Genomic DNA, 18,460 nt, shown 5'->3' with positions numbered 1-18,460 from the left:
AATGATCTACTGAATTGACGATTTAAGCGACTCAATTGTTACTTTTTTCCTTGGCTTTAACTTTTACACCATCCTCATTGATTTTCATTTCAAAGGAATCTTGACTGTCTTTGATGTTGATATCGATACCATCTTCATTGATGATGATCTTGCCATTGCCATCGGATTCCTCGTCATCATCGTCTTCGGGGCAATCCAAGCATTGCAATTCTCCGTCATCGCTCATTAGCCAGTGTTGACCTGCCATGCCACTTCTGTAAAACCCTTGGTCGTTATCGATGCCCCGGCCAATGTAGCGGCTGGTGGAATCATCAAAATATACCGTCATGGATTCTGGAACATAAAGAGTTATGGTCACCTCTTGGTTTCTGGCTTTGTTGGATACATCGGTCGTCAAATATTTGTCCAATACAATTTCATTCCCATCAACCGTGTAAGCATACTCAATATTTCTAGCACGGTCACGAGCTGATGGTGTGGAGCTTCCATCTGCATCTTTTCTAATATTGATGCTGATGGAATCCGTATCCGACTTTCTGATTTTGATATCCACTTCATCGGACATCAAAATGCGGTTGTCGTTTTCGTCATAGCCAAAGGTCATCCGTCCAAAATGAATATCGCCCCGATCGTAATCCATGTCTCCGTCCTTCATGGTGATGACCAATGTGTCGGAAGGAATTTCCAATGCCAGTTCCGTATTGTCGTTTACACTGCCCGTGTGAGAGAATTCAGCGGCTTGCTTCACCCCAAGGGCAATAAGCGCCCCAACGGATATCAACCATAGGCCCAACAGTGCAAATTTGGCAATGTTTCCGATGGATTTGAGGTTGGTCACCAAAATCTTCAATCCCAAATACATTACAAAGAAGAAAGGGATTCCCAAAGCGAAAAAGCCAAACAATAAGGTGGCCCAAACAGGAATAATCCCAGCCTCGATAATGGTATTGTAAAGATCAATGATCGGAAAATTCGAGGCATCGAATGCGCCCAGCGTCACTATGGCAATGAACAGCGCAATTAGGTTTGCTGCGCCAACCAGCACCAGAATAATGCCTATAAACTTACCGAATATCTTGAACAGGAACAGGATAATGTCCCCGATGGTATCAAAAAAGGTCTTGGAGCCGCTTTTGACCTTATTGCCCACTTTTTCGTAGTCAACATTTTTTACTTTGTCTGCAACATCATCAAACCCCTCTTTAACTTTGCGTTCTATATTGCTGATGTTGACGGGCTCCCCCCGCATATCCAATTTTTGGGAGGTTGTGGCGGCCTCGGGAACTAATATCCAAAGCAGGATATAGGCGATAAGTCCAAAACCACTGGTAAATACGGCCAAAAGGATAAATATGAGCCTTACCCAAAGGGAATCGATGCCCAAATAATGTTCCAGACCGGCGCAAACACCCCCAATATATTTGTGGTCGATGTCCCTGTAGAGTTTTTTTGCCCTTCTCGCAGTAGGTTCGGCATAGCTCTTTCTGGGTTCGTCCTCAAAAATATCCTCGTCCACCATGTAATCTTCGGGCTGTCCCATAACATCGATTACCTGATCCACCTCTTTGTGGGTGATCACTTGGCGTTCGTTCTCCATTTTTTCGAGAAAGAGCTCGGCTATCCTCGCCTCGATATCGGCAATGATCTCATCGCTTCCCTTGGTACCGGCGAAGGAGCGTTTTATGGACTCCAGGTACCGTCTCAGCTTGTTATACGCATCGTCGTCTATGTGGAAGAGCGTATTTGCTAGATTTATATTTACTGTCTTGTTCATTTTTTGATTTTATTTTGTGTTGGTTACCAGGTTTACTGCATTTCTTAGTTCGTCCCAAGTGCCATTGAGTTCGTTCAGGAACAACTGGCCAGTCTCGGTGAGTGCATAGTATTTTCGGGGAGGTCCCGATGTGGATTCTTCCCAACGGTAATTGAGCAATCCCGCGTTCTTTAGCCTTGTCAGCAAAGGGTATATGGTACCTTCCACTACTAACATCTTTGCGTCTTTAAGGGCGTCCAGAATCTCTGAGGCATATTTGTCGTCATCTTTTAAAATGGACAAAATGCAGTACTCCAGAACCCCCTTGCGCATTTGTGCTTTTGTGTTTTCTATATTCATAATTTCATGGGTCTAAATTTATGCTGAACTGGGTTCGGCATCTGATTAACAGTTCGTTTTTGTTCTTCCAAAGGTTGTTTGGTTACGTTTCCACCCCATTCCCCTGAATTGGGCAGGGGAGTGGAAACGGTTCTTTGATTGATGATTTGATGATTTCTTTCGTTTTTTGATTGACCCTTTGCTTCGACTACGCTCAGCATAAACTCGCTCAGGGCTAGTGATTAAACTCCGTTTTACTTTGATTGATTATGATGTCGGAGGTGATTAAGCTCCTTATATTACTTGATGAATTTTATGGTGAATGGATATTTAAAATATTCTCCCTCGTTGGTTCTGATGGTGGCCAAAATGGTAAAAACAATGTTCACAACGGCCAGCGCCAGTTGCAGAAATCCTGAAATGCCCACGGGCCAAATCAATCTTCCAAACCTAAAATCGTCGCTGTCGATATGGATATTCAGGTTGTTCAGGTCGCTCAACCCATGGAACCCGAAAAAGTTCCAATCGAACAAGTCTGGCCAAAAACCGATAAAAAACGGAATAGTGACCAAACCTGCCACGATGGAGTAAAGCAACATACTAATTTGAAAATTAAGAGCCTGTTTACCGTTGTAATCGACAAACGCATGCTCTTTTTTGTTGGCGGTCCATAGAATCAGTGGAAGTATAAAATTCCCAAAAGGGATAAAGTACTTCGAGAACATTGACGCGTGGATGATCGCGGATAAATTTCGTTCGTGTTTGGTGATTGTAGTTGCCATTTTCTGATTGCTGTTTTTTGATTGTAAAGGGGTTAACCTATTAGCTTACGATGCAAATATATATCCAAAAGACAGTACTATGCAAAACAAAGTACTATAATTTAACATATAATTAACAAATATTGGTAACATCTTTTTACCTATTTTTAGGGCAAACAAACCCAAGTTATGGCATTGACACCCAGTAAAATCAATATGTTTACATTTATGAAGCTGCCTTCGGCGTGGTGGTGCGGAGTGCGGCTCAAGAATATTGACGAGAAGAAAGCAATTACCACGGTAAAGCATAAATGGATCAACCAAAATCCGTTTAAATCCATGTTTTGGGCCGTTCAAGGAATGGCCGCCGAGCTGAGTACGGGTGCATTGGTGATGAACGAAATCCAGAAAAGCGGCAAAAAAGTATCCATGCTCGTGGCCAACAACAAAGCCACCTTTACCAAAAAAGCCACCGGACGCATCAATTTTACCTGCGAGGATGGTGAGCAGATTGCGGATGCCATCCAAAAAACCGTGGAAACCGGCGAAGGACAAACGTGTTGGATGAAAGCGACGGGAGTGAATCAAGATGGGGTGGAAGTGTCCACTTTTCATTTTGAGTGGACGGTGAAGGTGAAGCCAAGTTAGAGGTGTAAAGTTAAAAGGCTGAAGTTATGGGAAAGTTGAATCGATAGCTTTTTAAGAGTGTAACAAAATCACCGATTCCCCAACATATAATCAGAAATCAAAAAACATCAATATCAAATGAACGCACACGAAATAGATTATCACATTTACGGGGAAGAAATGCAATATGTGGAGATAGAACTAGATCCACAGGAAGCTGTTATTGCCGAAGCAGGCAGTTTCATGATGATGGACTCCGAGATTAAAATGGACACCATCTTTGGCGACGGTTCCAATCAAGATACAGGGGTTTTGGGCAAATTATTCTCGGCTGGAAAGCGACTGCTCACGGGCGAGAGCCTTTTTATGACCGCTTTCTTGAACATTGGTCAAGGAAAAAAGCAGGTAAGCTTTGCTTCGCCTTATCCCGGTAAAATTGTACCCATCGACCTTTCTGAAAAAGGAGGAAAGTTCATCTGTCAAAAAGATGCGTTTCTATGTGCCGCAAAAGGCGTTTCCGTAGGCATCGAGTTCTCCAAACGCTTGGGACGTGGCTTTTTCGGTGGTGAGGGCTTTATCATGCAAAAATTGGAAGGCGATGGAATGGCCTTTGTGCACGCAGGCGGAACCATGGCCAAGAAAACATTGGCACCAGGCGAGACCTTAAGAGTGGATACAGGCTGTATCGTTGGTTTTTCCCAAACCGTGGATTATAACATTGAATTTATAGGCGGTATCCGAAACTCGGTATTCGGAGGCGAAGGACTCTTCTTCGCAACCCTTCGCGGACCTGGAACCGTATATGTGCAATCCCTGCCGTTCAGTAGGTTGGCCAGTCGTGTTTGGGCCGCTGCACCCAGAGGTGGAGGAAAAGACAAAGGTGAAGGAAGCATCTTGGGTGGCCTTGGCGATTTGCTCGATGGGGACAATAGGTTTTAATTTTTAGGAGTCAGGAGTCAGGAGTCAGGAGTCAGGAGTCAGGAGTCAGGAGAAGGGTTAAATGTAACAAAATGTCATTTCGAGCTGGTGCCTGAGCGGAGTCGAAGGCATAGTCGAGAAATATTTAATTTGAAGTCAGAAGTTAGGAGTCAGGAGTCGGTTGTTTTGTGTATCAATGTCATTCTGAACGAAGTGAAGAATTTCATCTGATATCTTAAGTCTGAAATCAGAGATTTGAAGTTTGAAGTCTGAAAAAATCACTTCTTTTGTGGATATGAATTTCAACGACCTGTTCCATTTTCTGGAAGAATTGCAACAAAACAACAACAAGGAATGGATGGATGCGAACCGTAAATGGTACAAATCCCTCCGTAACGACTTCATCACTTGGTTGGACGATTTGGATATGACGATGGCTCAGCTCCATGATGATTATTATCCAACTCCCGGCAAAAAAGGCATCAATCGAATCAACAATAATTTGATGTTCCACCCGAACAAGCCCATCTACAAAGACCATTTTGGGGCAGGTTTGGACAAAGCGCCCAATTCAGCGGATTTTTATATCGAAATTGGCCTGAAGCATTGCCTGTTGGCAGGTGGTCGCTGGCGACCCGATTCCAAAACGCTACGCAGTATCCGCGATGCCATCGATTATAATGGTGAAGAGTTGCAAAAGATTTTGGACAAACCATCCTTCAAAAAAATGTTCGGTGGACTGTACGAGGATGAAAAACTGGTGTCATCGCCCAAAGGGTTTTCCAACGACCACCCACATATCGAATTGCTACGCAACAAAACCTTCGCTGTGGAATATCAATTGACAAGAGCAGATGTCCTTAGCGATGATTTCAAAGAAAAAATTGTTGCCGTTTATAAAGAAATGCTTCCCTTTAGGCAATATTTAAATCAAGCCGTAACGGTTTAAACCTCCTCTCAATATGAAATATGGAAATGTAAGAAACATTGAAAAAGAACTCCTCTCTGACAATTGGTACACGCTGAACAAAATAACGTTTGAGTATCAGCGAGAGGACGGTAGCTGGGAAAAACAATCCCGTGAAGCTTACGATAGGGGGAATGGGGCCGCAATTTTGCTTTACAATCTAAAAAAAGGAAAAGTAGTGCTTACCAGACAATTTCGAATGCCCACTTATGTCAATGGCAACACGGATGGAATGATGATCGAGGCCTGTGCGGGACTACTGGAAAAAGGAAATGCCGAGGAAACCATAAAAATGGAAGTAGAGGAGGAGACCGGGTACAAAATTGATAAGGTAAAAAAGGTCTTTGAATCCTATATGTCCCCTGGTTCGGTAACCGAGATTCTTTATTTTTTTATTGGGCAGTATGAAGATGCCATGAAAGTAAGTGAGGGCGGCGGAGCCGAGGACGAGACAGAGAATATCGAAGTTTTGGAACTGGATTTTAAAGAAGCGATAAGTATGGTGCAATCAGGTGAAATCAAAGATGCCAAGACCATTATGTTGTTGCAATACGCCCAAATTCACGGAATTTTTGATCAGTAATTTTCGTGGAGGCTTTTTAAGGTAGCATACATAGTTTTTCTAATCACTTTTGAGGGAATTCTAAAATGATTGTTCATAAAACTGAAGATGAGCAATTTCCCCGATTTGGTCTTGACATAGCCGCTCAAATTATAATTGTTCCCAAACGAGCCTGATTTGGCAAATAGAAATGGCTCCGTGGTCGGGTCTTCCCATTTTTCAACAGTATTGTCCGGGCCCCACATTGGAAAAAGTGCAAACAGGCGCTCTTCCGGGATTTCCTGGTGAAGTTTTTGAAGAATTTGAACAAAGGATTTTGGCGTGAAGAGATTGTATCGGGAGAGCCCGGAACCATCTACCCAACGCGGGCGGTGTTCCAAATCCTTAAACTGATTGTCCAACATAAATTCTATGGCATTTTGTGTGCTCAAGGTATCGGAAATCATGCCCGAAGCTGCGAACAATAATTGTTCCGCCAAAAAGTTGTCGCTTTTCAATAGCATGCGTTTGTAAATAGAGTCGGTTTCCATACCGTACAGCATTTGTTTCTCGCTATCGGGAAAGTGTGGGGTAAGTATAATTTCTTTTCCAATAGCCGTTTCCAATAGTTGCTTCGTTAAACTATCGCTGGTCATAAAAGGAACTTCCAAAGTGTCTTTTTCGGTTGGTGAGATGTAAAATTGGTTGTGGAACTCCTCACGCTTTATCGTCGTGTCCTTCACCAGAGTTTTGTCAAAGAAAGTTTTGGGAGAAACTTCCAATGCTTCATTATTGGAAATCGTGACAACATTCCCGTAAAACGGTAAAGTGGATTTTTCGGGCGAGAAATAAGTATCATAATCTTCCCATGCCCAGCCAGGCCCATACCGTTGCTCATCATGATTTTTGGTATAAAGTGCTATGGTTCTTTGTTTTTTTAACCAATTTATGGCCGTACTGTCCATAAAATAAGGGTGTAACCATGTAGGGTCGCCAGTCCCCTCTATAAAAATGGTGTCGTTGGCGACTACATACTTGAGGGTCGGTATATTTTTGGGCAGCAAATTAAGGCCGGTGTAAAAAGTCACGACCTTGGTGTTACTGGCCGGGGTAAAGTATTTATCCCCATTCAGATTGTAGATTTCTTTATGGCTGTTGGCATCAATGACCACCAATCCGTGGAAAGAGTTTTGAAGGTTATCGTCCTCTATTTTTGAATTGATCGTTTTTTTGATGGAACTGCAACCGGACAGTAAGATGGTGCCTATAAAACATCTTGTTATCAGTACTTTAAATTTGGTTTTATGTTTTTTGAGCATAGGATTCTTTCGTCGAATTTAACAACAAGATATTCAATTTTTAACTGGAAGTTAGCTTTTTTAAGCCCCTTTTTTAGTAATTTAGGTCACAACCTATTTACCCAATTTAATCAAATTGATATGCCTAGAGCTATGTTAGATTACACCAAAACAATCCTACAAAAGGTGAGTTTTGATGCTAAACTCTTCACTAGGGAACTTCAGAAAGCAATTTCGAGATTGTTACCCAATGAAGTAGAGGAATTGAAAATCTGGTTGCAATTTTATATTGTGGACAAACCGGAATTACAATCAACATTGTTATTATTAAAAATTTAAACACTGACAAGAGCCGCTGAAAAGCGGCTCTTTTAATTTTTGGACAAGGGGCTTACGATTTTCACGTCCTGAAAAGCAATGGCTCCACGAACAATGCTGGAAATGACCTCTCTCAGTGCGTCCGTTATTTGTATTTTAAGTTCACTTTTATGATAGATCATACTTATTTCCCGGGCGGGGGAAGGGGTCTGGAAAGATTTAAGGTTAGTCGCTTTTTCTTTATCCAAGTGCAGGGTGTTCAAGTAGGGCAACAAGGTCATTCCCATACCTTCATCTGCCAAGCTCACCAAAGTTTCAAAACTTCCGCTCTCTATCTTAAAATGCTCGCCGCGCAGGTTTTTGGAGGCTTTGCATAGGTTGATGACCCCCTCTCGAAAACAATGTCCATCCTGTAACAAAAGCACATCGTTCACATCTAGATCGCTTGTGGTCAGTTCATTTTCCGAAGCCAAGCGGTGATTCTTCGGGACATACCCAACAAAAGGTTCATAGTACAGGGGACGTTCCTTAATAAATTCAATTTCAAGGGGTGTCGCAGCAATGCCGGCATCCAAATGCCCGTCCATAATATTCTTGATCATGGTCTGGGTAGACTGTTCCTTTATAATCAGGTTTACTTTTGGATATTTTTTTATGAACGAGTTCAAGAACATGGGGAGCAATGTTGGCATTACGGTGGGTATGATTCCCAAGGTGTAGTCGCCACCGATATAACCCTTGTCCTGATCTACAATATCTTTGATGCGCTCGGCTTCTGCCACGATGTTTTTTGCTTGGGCAACTATTTTTTTGCCCACTTCGGTTATGGTTATGGGCTTTTTGCCCCTGTCAAAAATGAGTACATCCAGTTCGTCCTCCAACTTTTGAACCTGCATGCTCAGTGTAGGTTGGGTAACAAAGCTCTTTTCCGCGGCCAAGGTAAAGTTCTTGTGCTCGGCCACGGCTAACACATATTGAAGTTGGGTAATGGTCATTCAATTATAAGTTTAGGGTATAAAAGTATAAAAAACCATCAGGTTAATCTATAGAAAAAGCGTATTCCTAAAGCTTGGATATATGTAAATAAAAAGCCCGCTCTGGGGCGGGCTTCCTTTTTGATCGATGATGTTTTTTTTAGGCTAGAACCGAATGGTAAACTCCATATCTTCTTCGCCAACAGTAAATTTGGCGCTGTTAAAGGTCGGTGGTCCCATCGTCATATCGTTGCCCGACATGCCGTAGCCTTCTTTGGGCATTCCGTTGGATTCATAATCCATACGATTGTTTTCATTGGCATCGTGCATGGCCATGATCGCATAGGTGCCAGGGGCCACATTGGTAAAGGTCAAGGTGACTTTACCATCTGCAATGGCACTTTGTAGATTTTGGACGCCCGGTCCTTTCATAAAGGTTTCTTCGGTATGCAGACCGGCAAGCACCTTACCTTCATCATTGGTGATGTTATCGATGGTCACGGTAATGTCCACACCTGTTTTTTCTTGTGCGATTCCTGCAATACTCACTAAAAAGAGACTTAATACTAGTGTCAGAGTTTTCATAATGGTTGTTTTTGATGTTTTGTATGCCCCAAAATTCAGAAAGAAGCATCACCGGAAAAATTTTAACCTACCGAAATGTTGATTTTTTGGAGTGAACTGCATTAGGAAATCGGCAATTCAATTCGGTTGTGAAAATCTACAGTTGGGTACTTCCTTTTGGTTTGGCAACCTGCGTGCAAGCAATTTTGTGGCATCAATCAAAAAGAGAAAAATAATGAAAATTCTTATCAACCTTATTATTACAGGGCTGTGCACGGGAGCTGTTTTTGCCCAACAGACCATCACAGGGAAAGTAACCGATGCAAAGAACGTTCCCATAGAAGGGGCCAATATCTACTTGGAGGGCACTTATGATGGCGCATCTTCGGATGCCAACGGAAATTTTAGTTTTGAGACCACGGAGGAAGGCCTTCAAACGCTTATTGTCTCCATGTTGTCCTATGAACCGCACTACGAGGCTGGCGATATTTCCTATTTTAAGGATTTGCACATCAAATTAATGGAATCCGTCAACACCCTATCCGGTGTTACCTTGACAGCCGGTACTTTTGAAGCTGGTGACAATTCCAAGGCATCGGTATTAAAACCATTGGATATTGTGACCACTGCCGGTGCTGCCGGAGATTTTGTGGCCGCTTTGCAGACCCTGCCGGGCACCACAACCGTCAACGAGGATGGACGCTTGTTCGTAAGGGGAGGAACAGCGGGCGAAACCCAAGTTTTTATCGATGGCCTCCGGGTATTTCAGCCGTTCAATGCCACAGCGAACAATACGCCTACCCGTGGGAGGTTCTCCCCATTTCTATTTAAAGGAATTTCTTTTAGTACGGGAGGGTATTCTGCCGAGTACGGTCAAGCGTTGTCCAGCGTATTACTGCTCAACACCACGGATGTTCCCTTGCAAGAGCAAACCGAAATCTCCGTAATGAGCGTTGGGGGCGGGCTGGGGCATACCGAAATCTGGGGAGACCAATCGTTGAGCATCAACACCTCCTACATGAACCTGGCCCCCTACGAAGCCTTGATTCCTTCCACCCAAGGAGTTCGATGGAAAAGTCCTTATGAATCCATTTCGGGCGAGGCCGTTTTTAGGAGCAAAGGCGAAAAAAGTATGTTCAAACTGTACACAGGGTTCAACCATTCCAATCTGGATATTGAGCAAGAGGACATCAATTTTGATGATTATGTACGTTTCGGTTTGAAGAACAACAACCTGTATTTCAATTCATCCTATAAATATTATTTTGGGAACGATTGGAGTCTTACCTCGGGTGCTTCCATTGCATGGGACACTAACGATATAGGTATTAATGATGACAAGGTAGATAACAAGGAAACATCTACGCACCTCAAGGTCAAGGCCCGTAAAAATTTCAGTAATCGGTTCGATTTGAGTTTTGGGACGGAATATTTCCACACCAATTTTGATGAAACCTTTACCGATGTAAATACCAATGAGTTTGATAATGGATACACGGATGGATTATGGGCCGGTTTTGCCGAATCCGACATTTATTTGAGCAACAAATTCGCCATGAAGTTGGGCATAAGGGCCACACAAAGCAGTTTGTTGGATGAGTTTAAAGTGTCCCCAAGGCTGTCATTGGCCTACAAACCTGGGGAAAACGGACAATTTTCCTTGGCCTATGGCGATTTTTACCAGAGACCGCTTTCAGATGTCATAAAGTTTGATGGAAGTTTGTCCATGGAGAAAGCTTCGCATTACATTTTGAACTATCAATACATAAACAATGGAAAAACCTTTAGAACGGAGCTTTACTATAAGGATTATGACCAATTGGTAAAGTATGATTCGGAAATGCCACAGTTCAATTCCGATTACAGTAATTCCGGAGGGGGATATGCCCAAGGAGTAGATGTTTTTTGGAGAGACAGTAAGAGCATTGAAAATTTGGATTACTGGTTTTCCTACTCTTATTTGGATACCGAGCGCGATTACCAAAATTTTCCTGAACGGGCGACCCCGAATTTTGCACCAAAGCACAATGCTTCGCTGGTAACCAAATATTGGGTGGACAAGTTGCGCTCTCAAGTAGGGTTATCATATTCTTACGGCTCGGGAAGGCCTTACCACAATCCGAACAACCCTGGTTTTATGCAAGAAAAAACCAAATCGTACAACAACTTGAGCTTTAACTGGGCCTATCTCATCGACCAGCAAAAAATCCTGTACTTCTCTGTTAGCAATTTATTGAGCCTAAACAACGTCAGTAATTACCAATATGCCAACACCCCCGATGTAGGTGGCGTGTACAATAGAAGGGCCATAACGCCACCGGCGGACAGTTTTTTCTTTGTAGGCTTCTTTTGGACGATAAGCACGGACGGCAAAAGCAATCAACTGGATAACCTTTAGGCTATTGCTGCATTTTAAGGTAATAATCTACGGAATGCTTTCCCGAACCGTAGATAATAAAAAACAGGGACGTAATCAGAACAATGATGGCCAACATAAGGTTGTTGGTATCCATTTGTCCCAAAAAATTGGTGAGTACGGCGCCAAACAAAAGGGGGAGTTGAGCTATGGCGGCCCATCTTGTGAGCAGCCCGACCACTATAAGAATTCCCCCTACAAAATGGGCGGGGATCAAATAATGCAGAAGGATCATTCCACCGGGAATATTTTGGAAAGGTGCTGCCAACCGTTCCATTTCTTCATGATGGGTCATAAACTCGATACCCTTGACAAAAAAAACAATACCCAGCAAAACCCGAATCAAATCCAATATAAGATAGGTGTGGGCGTTGGCCCATTTGTTGAGCTTTTTTATGAGACCCATGGTGTTGAGGTTTGTGGATTGATTACATAAGGTACTCATTTTTAGCGATATATTTAATTTTTTCACATAAATTTTGATGATAACATTTGAATTTTAATCAAAATCAATTTAAATCATCAATTGGTCAATTGAAACGGCCCATCCATCAATTCAGCAGTTCATACTTTTGTCAGTTTTCATATTTTTAATTCAGATACCTAAAGTGTAATGCTAATGTTCCAACGAAAATGAAAAATATTCTTAGTTGCCTTGTTGTGCTGGCCGTTTTTTTAAGCTGTTCGGATGAGAGAAAATTTGTCAACTTAGCTCTTAAAATAGACCAAAAAATCTATCTGGTACCATTTTTTGCAAACCAGTCCATATTGGAAAATCAATTGTCCGAGGATGTTACTCCCAGCGTTACCAGCTTCGTGCAAATCATCGAAGAAGATGGTACCTTTTTTGTGGAACCAAGAAATTTTGAAAAAATTTTGAATTTGATAGCCGACAATTATGTTATATATGAAAAAAAGGAGAAGACCCACGATGGCTACCTAGCCTTTGGGAACAACGACATTTATAATCATTCCATACAAAACGTCAATACCGACAAAATTGGCCAACAGATAAATCAAGAGGTGGTAAGAATATTTAATAATGCACAGGATAGATCACTCGAGATTGTGTGGACAAGATTTCCTAGGCCAGTAGCAGAAAAAAATTGTGTTGTCAAAAATGTTTGGGTGGTGTCCAGTCCTTACCAAGGCACAACCATTGGTAACTATGAAGAAACAGTATTGATCGATTTAAATGATATTGTTGATTTTTTTGACAATGGTACACGTTTAACATATAATGAGCGTGAAGGGATTCTTTATGTAATCAAGTAAGCCTTGTTAGCTTAAAAACTAAGCTCCATCTGAATATCGCTTCGGGCATATGGCGAAGCTACTTTGGCCATTTCTATAAAGCCGAGTTTTTTATAGAGTGCCAGTGCTGGAGCCAATTTTCTATTGCTTTCCAGAAATATTTTCTTGGCGCCCAGTTGTTTTGCCTTTTCAATAATATGGAGGCCCAACAGTTTCCCGATCCCTTTGCCCTGTGCAGTAGGAGAGACGCCCATTTTGGATAGTTCAAAATCATATCCCTCATACGGGCAAGGAATCAGGGCGCAGACCCCGACCGGTATTCCATTCAACAAGGCAACTGCGATATATCCGCCTTTGTCCAAAATATATCCTTGTGGATCATGGAGTGCAAGACGGTCCATTTCCTCAATTTGGAAATATTTGATGATCCACTCCTCGTTCAGCAGCCTAAAAGCATCTTTATAAGCTTCGGAATAGGGGACAATGGTAAAAGAGGCATCCATTTTGAGGTTTTTTTTCGTTTTTGCCGTTAAAAATAATTTGAATTTCAACAACATTCGTAAACTCAAAAGCACTTTTTATCGACTGAAACTGCTTATCTATCAATTCACTATGCTGTTCAACGAAAAAATTATCAGTTGAACGATAAAATATGTAGTTTTACTTTAGATTAGTCATAAAATTCTTACGAGGTCCCAAATCTTGCGAATGACAAACTTAAAAACATATCGGCCTGTCCCAATCAGGCAACTTAACCTACAAATCCCAATCGGCTATGGAGATAAAACTACCCACGTTTCCCCAAACTACATTCCCGTGCCCATGTGAGCGTTATCTATTTGCGTTTCTGGTCATTATTTTTCTCGGTCTTCCATTGCAGGCCCAAGAGCAAAATGGTCCCAATGTAAGTTACGATGTACCGTTTCAAAATTTGTTGAAATTCAACCGATTTTTGATCAATCCCACTTTTTCATCCATTCGGGAGGACAAATCGTACATCAATTTTTTCCATCGAAGTCAAAGTGCAGATTTCGCCAACAACCGTCAGAACTACTTTTTGAGTTACAGCGGCCGTCTGAACGATAGAATTGGCTTGGGGCTAAGCCTTTACAACCAGCGAGTTGGCATTATCTCCAATTTGGGCATAATGGCCAATTACTCCCATGGCATACAGCTGGGGGAAGAGAGCAGCCTGACTTTTGGCGTGAACATTCCCTATTATGTGAGCAGTTATGACCCGAGTAGGGTGGTTGCCTTGGATGAAGACCCTTTTTTGAACGATGCTGGCGAAAGTTCCATTATCTCTTTTCAACCCGGGCTGAACCTTAGTTTGGGCAAGTTTGATTTTGGTGTTTTTGCCCAAAATTTGGTGGACTTTAATTTAAAATCCAGTGAATCGCTGACCCAGTTCAAACAAAAAACATTCTCTGGGCATGTACAGTATGTTCACCAGTTGGAACATGGTAAGGGCATTTTTGAGGATGCGCGATTAATGCCATTGGCAAGAGCTCGTTTTGAAGGCAGTGAAGACCCTGTTTTCGGGGGAGGTGTAATTTTTGACCTTCCAAAACTAGGTTGGATACAGGCCGGTTACGATCAATTTTACGGCGCATCCGCAGGAACAGGCTTCAATTTGAACCAACGGTTGTCCTTCGGCTATAATTTTGAGAAAAGCATGGTGAACAGTATTGCCAATTTGGGAGTTACCCACGAAATTTCCATTGCTTACTCTTTTGTGCCCAATCTTTCCAAAAACACATTTGTTTCCAATGATGAAGAAGATGTACAGCAAAAGAAAATTGAAAATTCAGCTGTGGCGGCTGCCGGAGAAGAAACCAAAAAGACGGAACAGAGCAGCAAATTGGATGTAGAGACCACATTGCGCCCCACCAATAAGGAAGAAAGAGCCTACTGGGAGGAACGTGTGGCCGAGTTACAGGAAAAGCAAGAAGACAGCTATGCCGTAATAGACGATCTGCTCTATAAGGTGGATTCCATGAAACAGAGCAGGGAGCAAGATATGGAAAAGCGTTTTGAGATGGTAATGCGCTTGGTAAAACGCCACAATGGGGACGAAATTCCCGATATGAGGGAGAAGGCTCAAAAGCTGTATATGGCCGATAGTAAGGACTTGGATTCCCTGTACAATGCCATTGATGCTTCCACGGCAACCGCCTTGGCCGCAAATTCGCAATCGGTATCTAAAAATATAGAGAAAAAAAGTGAGGGGACTTTTCAGGGAGGAGCCTTCAAGCCCATTGAAAAATATATCAATCTGGAAGGTGTAGGACAAGGGCATTATATTGTGGCGAACGTATTTAAAAACGAGACCTACTTAAAAAACTTCATGGAAGAATTAAAGAGCAAAGGATTACAGGCACAATATTTCAAGAATCCGGATAACGGTCTCAACTATGTCTATTTGGCAAAGTACGAGGAAAATGAATTGGCCTATCAGGCCTATCGATCAAAAATGAAGGGCAAGTACCAAGACGAAATTTGGATCATGCACGTCGAAAACTCAAGATATGCCAACTGGGCCGATGCTATTTTTCAGGATATAGAATAATTTAAAATAATTTGATTTTATCTATGAAATTGAGTAACTCATTTAGTGGAGCATTAAGAACATTTGCATATTTCATTGCCAGTGGAACTCACTATCAATTACATGGAGTTGACTATTTGAATTTATTTGGTGAAGAACCAAGTGCTATTGAACAAGCTTTCGCAATATATGCCAACGTGATTGAATTGGATGAAAATGGAAATGTTGTAAATGCAAAATATGCTGAAAAAAGAGCCGTTGATTATATTCGTGCTTACTGCAACCCCGATTTTGAAGTGGAACCACCATATGAGCAATGGGAAGTAGAACTGCATTCTCCACCGCCTATAAAAGATTTGATTTAAAAGTAAATTAAAAAACAGGAGAAAATTCCAGGTAAAATATAAAAATCAAGACTCCTTGTCTTTCATAAAATCTGCAATGCCCTGGCTCCCTGAGTCGGGGCGTTCTTTTAGCTCGGATATTATCTTTTGATGATCATCGGAACGGGTCTGCGATAATTTATAGGTTGCCTGTATATCCGAAACCTTAACTTGAAACCCTACAACGCCCTTTACTTGCCGCAATGTTTTTGAGGACATATTTTCAAGTGAAATCGGGTTTTTGGAACCTTTCTCATATTTATCCACCAATCGGTGCATCGATGCCATGGTCTCCTCCTCCGTTAGAATGCTCAACTTTCCGTAAACGTGGACTGCAATGTAGTTCCAAGTGGGTACTTCTTCCTCTTTGTACCACGAAGATGAGACATAGGCATGCGGTCCGTTGAAAATGCACAGTACTTCGGACTCATCCTTAAAATGTTTCCATTGTGGATTGGCTTTAGCTATGTGTCCCACCAAAATATCGTTTCCTTGCTCATCGGATTCCAGTTCCAAGGGAATGTGCGTCCCCCACGGTCTATTGTCCACAATATTGATCAAAATACCAAAACTGTTTTGCCTTAAAAAACCTTTGATTTCTTCAATATCGTTATTGCTATAGTGGGTAGGGGTGTACATAGACGCGCTTGAATTTTAAACCGAACGCTAAAATATAAATTAAGTTGCGATGGACTACGGTTCATCCCCGAATGTTCACAGTTGGGTAAATCTTCTTTTAAAAAATGCAGTCTTGCAATCATCTTTGTGGCATCAATAATCATAAAACAATAGTCATGAAAAAACTTATTTTGGCAATTTTACTTATCGGTTCAACATTTGTAAACGCCCAGGACCGCTATTCCAGCGGAATGGAAAAGGCTTTTGAGCTATGGCAAAACCAAAAAACTACGGAAGCATCAAATTTGTTCGAACGTATCGCAACGGCCGAACCGGATAAATGGTTGCCTTACTACTACGTATCACAGATCAATACGGTAATTTCTTTTGGGGAGAAGGATGAAGAAAAATTGAGCAAACAATTGGAAAAAGCCAAAGAGTTTTTGGATGTTGCCAAGGCCATTTCTCCGGACAATCCAGAAATTCTGATTCAGGAAGCCCTGATCAATACGGCATGGATCGCTTTTGATGGTGCCACGTATGGAATGACACTTTCCCCTAAGAACGTACAATTGTATCAAAAAGCATTGGAAATAGCGCCCGACAATCCAAGGGTAGTACTTTCCAAAGCGGAATGGGACATGGGGTCGGCACGGTATTTTGGAAAGGACATTACTCCCTATTGCAAAGATGTGGAAAGGGCCTTGGAACTTTTTGCTACCTTTAAATCCGAAACTCCGTTTTACCCGACCTGGGGAAAAGAAAGGGCGGAAGAAGTGTTGAAAAGCTGTGGTAAATAGAAGCCAATGAAACTCTTTATAAAAGAACTCTTAAAGGCATTATTAATAGGGGTCGCTATTTTTATAGTTTTCCTCATTATTTTCTTTATCAAGGGTTGGGATCTTACGTACCAGCAATTATGGGAGGAATTTTGGGAGAGCATGATCTTTTCCATTATCATCTATATGTTCAACGCCGCATCTTTTATCCTATTGATGCGCAAGTACGATAAGGAACTCTTTACCAAAAAATATATCGGTTACGGTATTTTGGGGAACATTGTTGCCTCCATTTTAGGAATAATGGTCTCCAGGTTTGTCCTTATGGTTTTGGTGAATCAAAAATCCATGGGACAATTTTTAGCCGAGGAGCGTTCCGAATTCTATGTGAGTTCTTTTATTATTTCCATGGTCGTGGCATTGATGTTCTATGCGGCCTATTATTACAAAAACTACAAGGAAAAACAGGTCAAGGAGCAGAAAATCATTGCTGGTTCGGCATCGGCCCGGTTTGATGCTTTAAAAAACCAGTTGGACCCCCATTTTTTGTTCAACAGCCTTAATGTATTGACCAGTTTGATTGATGAGGATCCGCACCAAGCGCAGAACTTTACCACATCTTTATCAAAGGTATATCGATACGTATTGGAGCAGAAAAACAAGGACCTGGTCACTGTGGATGAAGAATTAAATTTTGCCCGGACCTATGTGCGACTCCTTAAAATGCGTTTTGAGGACAGCATTGTTTTCGATATTCCGGACAATTGTTCTCAGCCTGAAGCCAAAATAGTGCCGCTCTCGTTGCAGCTTTTGCTGGAGAATGCGGTAAAGCACAATGTGGTCACATCTTCACGGCCACTGCATATTAAGGTGTTTGAGCAAAACGGGATGTTGGTGGTGAGCAACAATCTCCAAGAAAAACAAGTGGTAAAAAAGAGCAGCGGGGTAGGGCTGCAGAACATAAAACAGCGCTACAATATTCTTACAGACCGCGAAATGATCATTGAAAAAACAGAAAGTGATTTTAGGGTGTTCATTCCCATGCTTACTCAAAAATATACGGTTCTAGAGACACAGGAGAGCTATATCGAGGAAAAACGCTACGCAAATGCCAAGGAACGGGTCAAGAACATTAAGGACTTCTACGGCAATCTTATGGCCTATTGTATTGTAATCCCATTTTTATGGTGGCTCAATCTCCATACTACGGACTTTTTGTGGGCCTTTTTCCCTACACTGGGTTGGGGATTTGGACTAACCGCCCATGGTATGGCGGCATTTGGCTATAATCCGCTTTGGGGGAAACGTTGGGAGGAGCGCAAGATCAAGGAACTGATGGAAAAGGACGATTTCTAGGAATTCAGATTTCAGTTTTTTGATTGTCTAGATAAAATGAACTCTG

At 42.0% G+C, this 18,460-nt stretch carries 20 protein-coding genes; 11 read left to right on the top strand and 9 right to left on the bottom strand.

Annotated features, from left to right (window positions below):
* Positions 1-31 precede the first annotated feature (31 nt).
* From GVT53_RS09665 to GVT53_RS09655, 3 genes are all read right to left on the bottom strand, one after another.
* Positions 32-1,774: a PspC domain-containing protein gene (locus GVT53_RS09665; RefSeq protein WP_166248462.1), complete on the bottom strand. Its 1,743-nt coding sequence runs from the start codon at positions 1,772-1,774 to the stop codon at positions 32-34.
* Between the two features lie 9 nt (positions 1,775-1,783).
* Complete coding sequence (locus GVT53_RS09660) at positions 1,784-2,113, bottom strand: PadR family transcriptional regulator (RefSeq protein WP_166248461.1); 330 nt, start codon at positions 2,111-2,113, stop codon at positions 1,784-1,786.
* Positions 2,114-2,391: 278 nt separating this feature from the next.
* Positions 2,392-2,874 (bottom strand): DUF4870 domain-containing protein, encoded by a 483-nt coding sequence (locus GVT53_RS09655; protein ID WP_166248460.1) that lies wholly within the window; start codon positions 2,872-2,874, stop codon positions 2,392-2,394.
* A 168-nt stretch (positions 2,875-3,042) separates the two neighbouring features.
* Between GVT53_RS09655 and GVT53_RS09650 the strand changes: the two genes are divergently transcribed.
* The 4 genes from GVT53_RS09650 to nudK all read left to right on the top strand — a co-directional run bounded on the left by GVT53_RS09650 (position 3,043) and on the right by nudK (position 5,948).
* The gene (locus GVT53_RS09650; protein WP_166248459.1) at positions 3,043-3,501 is read left to right on the top strand and encodes a DUF4442 domain-containing protein; all 459 of its coding nucleotides are present in this window, start codon (positions 3,043-3,045) and stop codon (positions 3,499-3,501) included.
* A gap of 117 nt (positions 3,502-3,618) precedes the next feature.
* Positions 3,619-4,419, top strand: coding sequence for a TIGR00266 family protein (locus GVT53_RS09645; RefSeq protein ID WP_166248458.1), 801 nt, complete (start codon positions 3,619-3,621; stop codon positions 4,417-4,419).
* 274 nt (positions 4,420-4,693) lie between these two features.
* Positions 4,694-5,347 carry a DUF2461 domain-containing protein gene (locus GVT53_RS09640; RefSeq protein WP_166250457.1) on the top strand — a complete coding sequence of 218 codons (654 nt, stop codon included), beginning with the start codon at positions 4,694-4,696 and terminating at the stop codon, positions 5,345-5,347.
* A gap of 13 nt (positions 5,348-5,360) precedes the next feature.
* Entirely contained in the window at positions 5,361-5,948 is a 588-nt protein-coding gene (gene nudK / locus GVT53_RS09635; protein ID WP_166248457.1) for a GDP-mannose pyrophosphatase NudK, read from the top strand.
* Here the strand turns inward: nudK and GVT53_RS09630 are convergent.
* A complete protein-coding gene (locus GVT53_RS09630) occupies positions 5,942-7,225 on the bottom strand; it encodes a D-alanyl-D-alanine carboxypeptidase (RefSeq protein ID WP_166248456.1) in 1,284 nt (427 codons plus the stop codon). The genes nudK and GVT53_RS09630 overlap by 7 nt on opposite strands.
* A 120-nt stretch (positions 7,226-7,345) precedes the next feature.
* On the opposite strand from GVT53_RS09630, the gene GVT53_RS21040 reads away from it, so the two are divergent.
* Positions 7,346-7,543 (top strand): hypothetical protein, encoded by a 198-nt coding sequence (locus tag GVT53_RS21040; RefSeq protein WP_240905222.1) that lies wholly within the window; start codon positions 7,346-7,348, stop codon positions 7,541-7,543.
* A gap of 32 nt (positions 7,544-7,575) precedes the next feature.
* On the opposite strand, the gene GVT53_RS09625 is transcribed toward GVT53_RS21040, so the two are convergent.
* Positions 7,576-8,517 carry a LysR substrate-binding domain-containing protein gene (locus GVT53_RS09625; RefSeq protein WP_166248455.1) on the bottom strand — a complete coding sequence of 314 codons (942 nt, stop codon included), beginning with the start codon at positions 8,515-8,517 and terminating at the stop codon, positions 7,576-7,578.
* A gap of 144 nt (positions 8,518-8,661) precedes the next feature.
* Positions 8,662-9,081, bottom strand: a complete 420-nt coding sequence (locus GVT53_RS09620) for a DUF2141 domain-containing protein (protein ID WP_166248454.1) — start codon at positions 9,079-9,081, stop codon at positions 8,662-8,664.
* A gap of 214 nt (positions 9,082-9,295) precedes the next feature.
* Between GVT53_RS09620 and GVT53_RS09615 the strand changes: the two genes are divergently transcribed.
* Positions 9,296-11,458 (top strand): TonB-dependent receptor, encoded by a 2,163-nt coding sequence (locus tag GVT53_RS09615; RefSeq protein ID WP_166248453.1) that lies wholly within the window; start codon positions 9,296-9,298, stop codon positions 11,456-11,458.
* Between the two features lies 1 nt (position 11,459).
* Here GVT53_RS09615 and GVT53_RS09610 read toward each other — a convergent pair whose 3' ends face one another.
* Complete coding sequence (locus GVT53_RS09610; protein WP_166248452.1) at positions 11,460-11,882, bottom strand: DoxX family protein; 423 nt, start codon at positions 11,880-11,882, stop codon at positions 11,460-11,462.
* A 227-nt stretch (positions 11,883-12,109) separates the two neighbouring features.
* Here GVT53_RS09610 and GVT53_RS09605 point away from each other — a divergent pair, with 227 nt between their 5' ends.
* Positions 12,110-12,751 (top strand): hypothetical protein, encoded by a 642-nt coding sequence (locus tag GVT53_RS09605; protein ID WP_166248451.1) that lies wholly within the window; start codon positions 12,110-12,112, stop codon positions 12,749-12,751.
* An 11-nt stretch (positions 12,752-12,762) separates the two neighbouring features.
* Here GVT53_RS09605 and GVT53_RS09600 read toward each other — a convergent pair whose 3' ends face one another.
* Positions 12,763-13,233 (bottom strand): GNAT family N-acetyltransferase, encoded by a 471-nt coding sequence (locus GVT53_RS09600; RefSeq protein ID WP_166248450.1) that lies wholly within the window; start codon positions 13,231-13,233, stop codon positions 12,763-12,765.
* Positions 13,234-13,505: 272 nt separating this feature from the next.
* On the opposite strand from GVT53_RS09600, the gene GVT53_RS09595 reads away from it, so the two are divergent.
* Positions 13,506-15,299 carry a PorP/SprF family type IX secretion system membrane protein gene (locus tag GVT53_RS09595; RefSeq protein WP_166248449.1) on the top strand — a complete coding sequence of 598 codons (1,794 nt, stop codon included), beginning with the start codon at positions 13,506-13,508 and terminating at the stop codon, positions 15,297-15,299.
* 23 nt (positions 15,300-15,322) lie between these two features.
* On the top strand, positions 15,323-15,643 hold the full coding sequence (locus GVT53_RS09590) for a DUF7677 family protein (RefSeq protein ID WP_166248448.1): 321 nt from the start codon (positions 15,323-15,325) through the stop codon (positions 15,641-15,643).
* A 45-nt stretch (positions 15,644-15,688) separates the two neighbouring features.
* Here the strand turns inward: GVT53_RS09590 and GVT53_RS09585 are convergent, their stop codons facing one another.
* A complete protein-coding gene (locus GVT53_RS09585) occupies positions 15,689-16,300 on the bottom strand; it encodes an FMN-binding negative transcriptional regulator (protein WP_166248447.1) in 612 nt (203 codons plus the stop codon).
* A 155-nt stretch (positions 16,301-16,455) separates the two neighbouring features.
* Here GVT53_RS09585 and GVT53_RS09580 point away from each other — a divergent pair, with 155 nt between their 5' ends.
* Both GVT53_RS09580 and GVT53_RS09575 read left to right on the top strand, forming a co-directional pair.
* Entirely contained in the window at positions 16,456-17,079 is a 624-nt protein-coding gene (locus GVT53_RS09580; RefSeq protein ID WP_166248446.1) for a tetratricopeptide repeat protein, read from the top strand.
* A 6-nt stretch (positions 17,080-17,085) separates the two neighbouring features.
* Positions 17,086-18,414, top strand: coding sequence for a 2TM domain-containing protein (locus tag GVT53_RS09575; RefSeq protein ID WP_166248445.1), 1,329 nt, complete (start codon positions 17,086-17,088; stop codon positions 18,412-18,414).
* Positions 18,415-18,460: the final 46 nt, after the last annotated feature.

This window comes from Flagellimonas oceani (assembly GCF_011068285.1).
Taxonomy (GTDB): Bacteria; Bacteroidota; Bacteroidia; order Flavobacteriales; family Flavobacteriaceae; genus Flagellimonas; species Flagellimonas oceani.
This window is presented reverse-complemented; position numbering and strand designations above follow the sequence as displayed.

Excerpts from the sequence above, each read along its gene's own strand:
- GVT53_RS09595 (WP_166248449.1), top strand. The coding sequence starts at position 13,506 with ATGGAGATAAAACTACCCACGTTTCCCCAAACTACATTCCCGTGCCCA.
- GVT53_RS09640 (WP_166250457.1), top strand. The coding sequence starts at position 4,694 with ATGAATTTCAACGACCTGTTCCATTTTCTGGAAGAATTGCAACAAAAC.
- GVT53_RS09625 (WP_166248455.1), bottom strand. The coding sequence starts at position 8,517 with ATGACCATTACCCAACTTCAATATGTGTTAGCCGTGGCCGAGCACAAG.
- GVT53_RS09590 (WP_166248448.1), top strand. The coding sequence starts at position 15,323 with ATGAAATTGAGTAACTCATTTAGTGGAGCATTAAGAACATTTGCATAT.
- nudK (WP_166248457.1), top strand. The coding sequence starts at position 5,361 with ATGAAATATGGAAATGTAAGAAACATTGAAAAAGAACTCCTCTCTGAC.
- GVT53_RS09645 (WP_166248458.1), top strand. The coding sequence starts at position 3,619 with ATGAACGCACACGAAATAGATTATCACATTTACGGGGAAGAAATGCAA.
- GVT53_RS21040 (WP_240905222.1), top strand. The coding sequence starts at position 7,346 with ATGCCTAGAGCTATGTTAGATTACACCAAAACAATCCTACAAAAGGTG.
- GVT53_RS09605 (WP_166248451.1), top strand. The coding sequence starts at position 12,110 with ATGAAAAATATTCTTAGTTGCCTTGTTGTGCTGGCCGTTTTTTTAAGC.
- GVT53_RS09615 (WP_166248453.1), top strand. The coding sequence starts at position 9,296 with ATGAAAATTCTTATCAACCTTATTATTACAGGGCTGTGCACGGGAGCT.
- GVT53_RS09660 (WP_166248461.1), bottom strand. The coding sequence starts at position 2,113 with ATGAATATAGAAAACACAAAAGCACAAATGCGCAAGGGGGTTCTGGAG.
- GVT53_RS09665 (WP_166248462.1), bottom strand. The coding sequence starts at position 1,774 with ATGAACAAGACAGTAAATATAAATCTAGCAAATACGCTCTTCCACATA.
- GVT53_RS09585 (WP_166248447.1), bottom strand. The coding sequence starts at position 16,300 with ATGTACACCCCTACCCACTATAGCAATAACGATATTGAAGAAATCAAA.
- GVT53_RS09655 (WP_166248460.1), bottom strand. The coding sequence starts at position 2,874 with ATGGCAACTACAATCACCAAACACGAACGAAATTTATCCGCGATCATC.
- GVT53_RS09630 (WP_166248456.1), bottom strand. The coding sequence starts at position 7,225 with ATGCTCAAAAAACATAAAACCAAATTTAAAGTACTGATAACAAGATGT.
- GVT53_RS09610 (WP_166248452.1), bottom strand. The coding sequence starts at position 11,882 with ATGGGTCTCATAAAAAAGCTCAACAAATGGGCCAACGCCCACACCTAT.
- GVT53_RS09620 (WP_166248454.1), bottom strand. The coding sequence starts at position 9,081 with ATGAAAACTCTGACACTAGTATTAAGTCTCTTTTTAGTGAGTATTGCA.
- GVT53_RS09650 (WP_166248459.1), top strand. The coding sequence starts at position 3,043 with ATGGCATTGACACCCAGTAAAATCAATATGTTTACATTTATGAAGCTG.
- GVT53_RS09600 (WP_166248450.1), bottom strand. The coding sequence starts at position 13,233 with ATGGATGCCTCTTTTACCATTGTCCCCTATTCCGAAGCTTATAAAGAT.
- GVT53_RS09575 (WP_166248445.1), top strand. The coding sequence starts at position 17,086 with ATGAAACTCTTTATAAAAGAACTCTTAAAGGCATTATTAATAGGGGTC.
- GVT53_RS09580 (WP_166248446.1), top strand. The coding sequence starts at position 16,456 with ATGAAAAAACTTATTTTGGCAATTTTACTTATCGGTTCAACATTTGTA.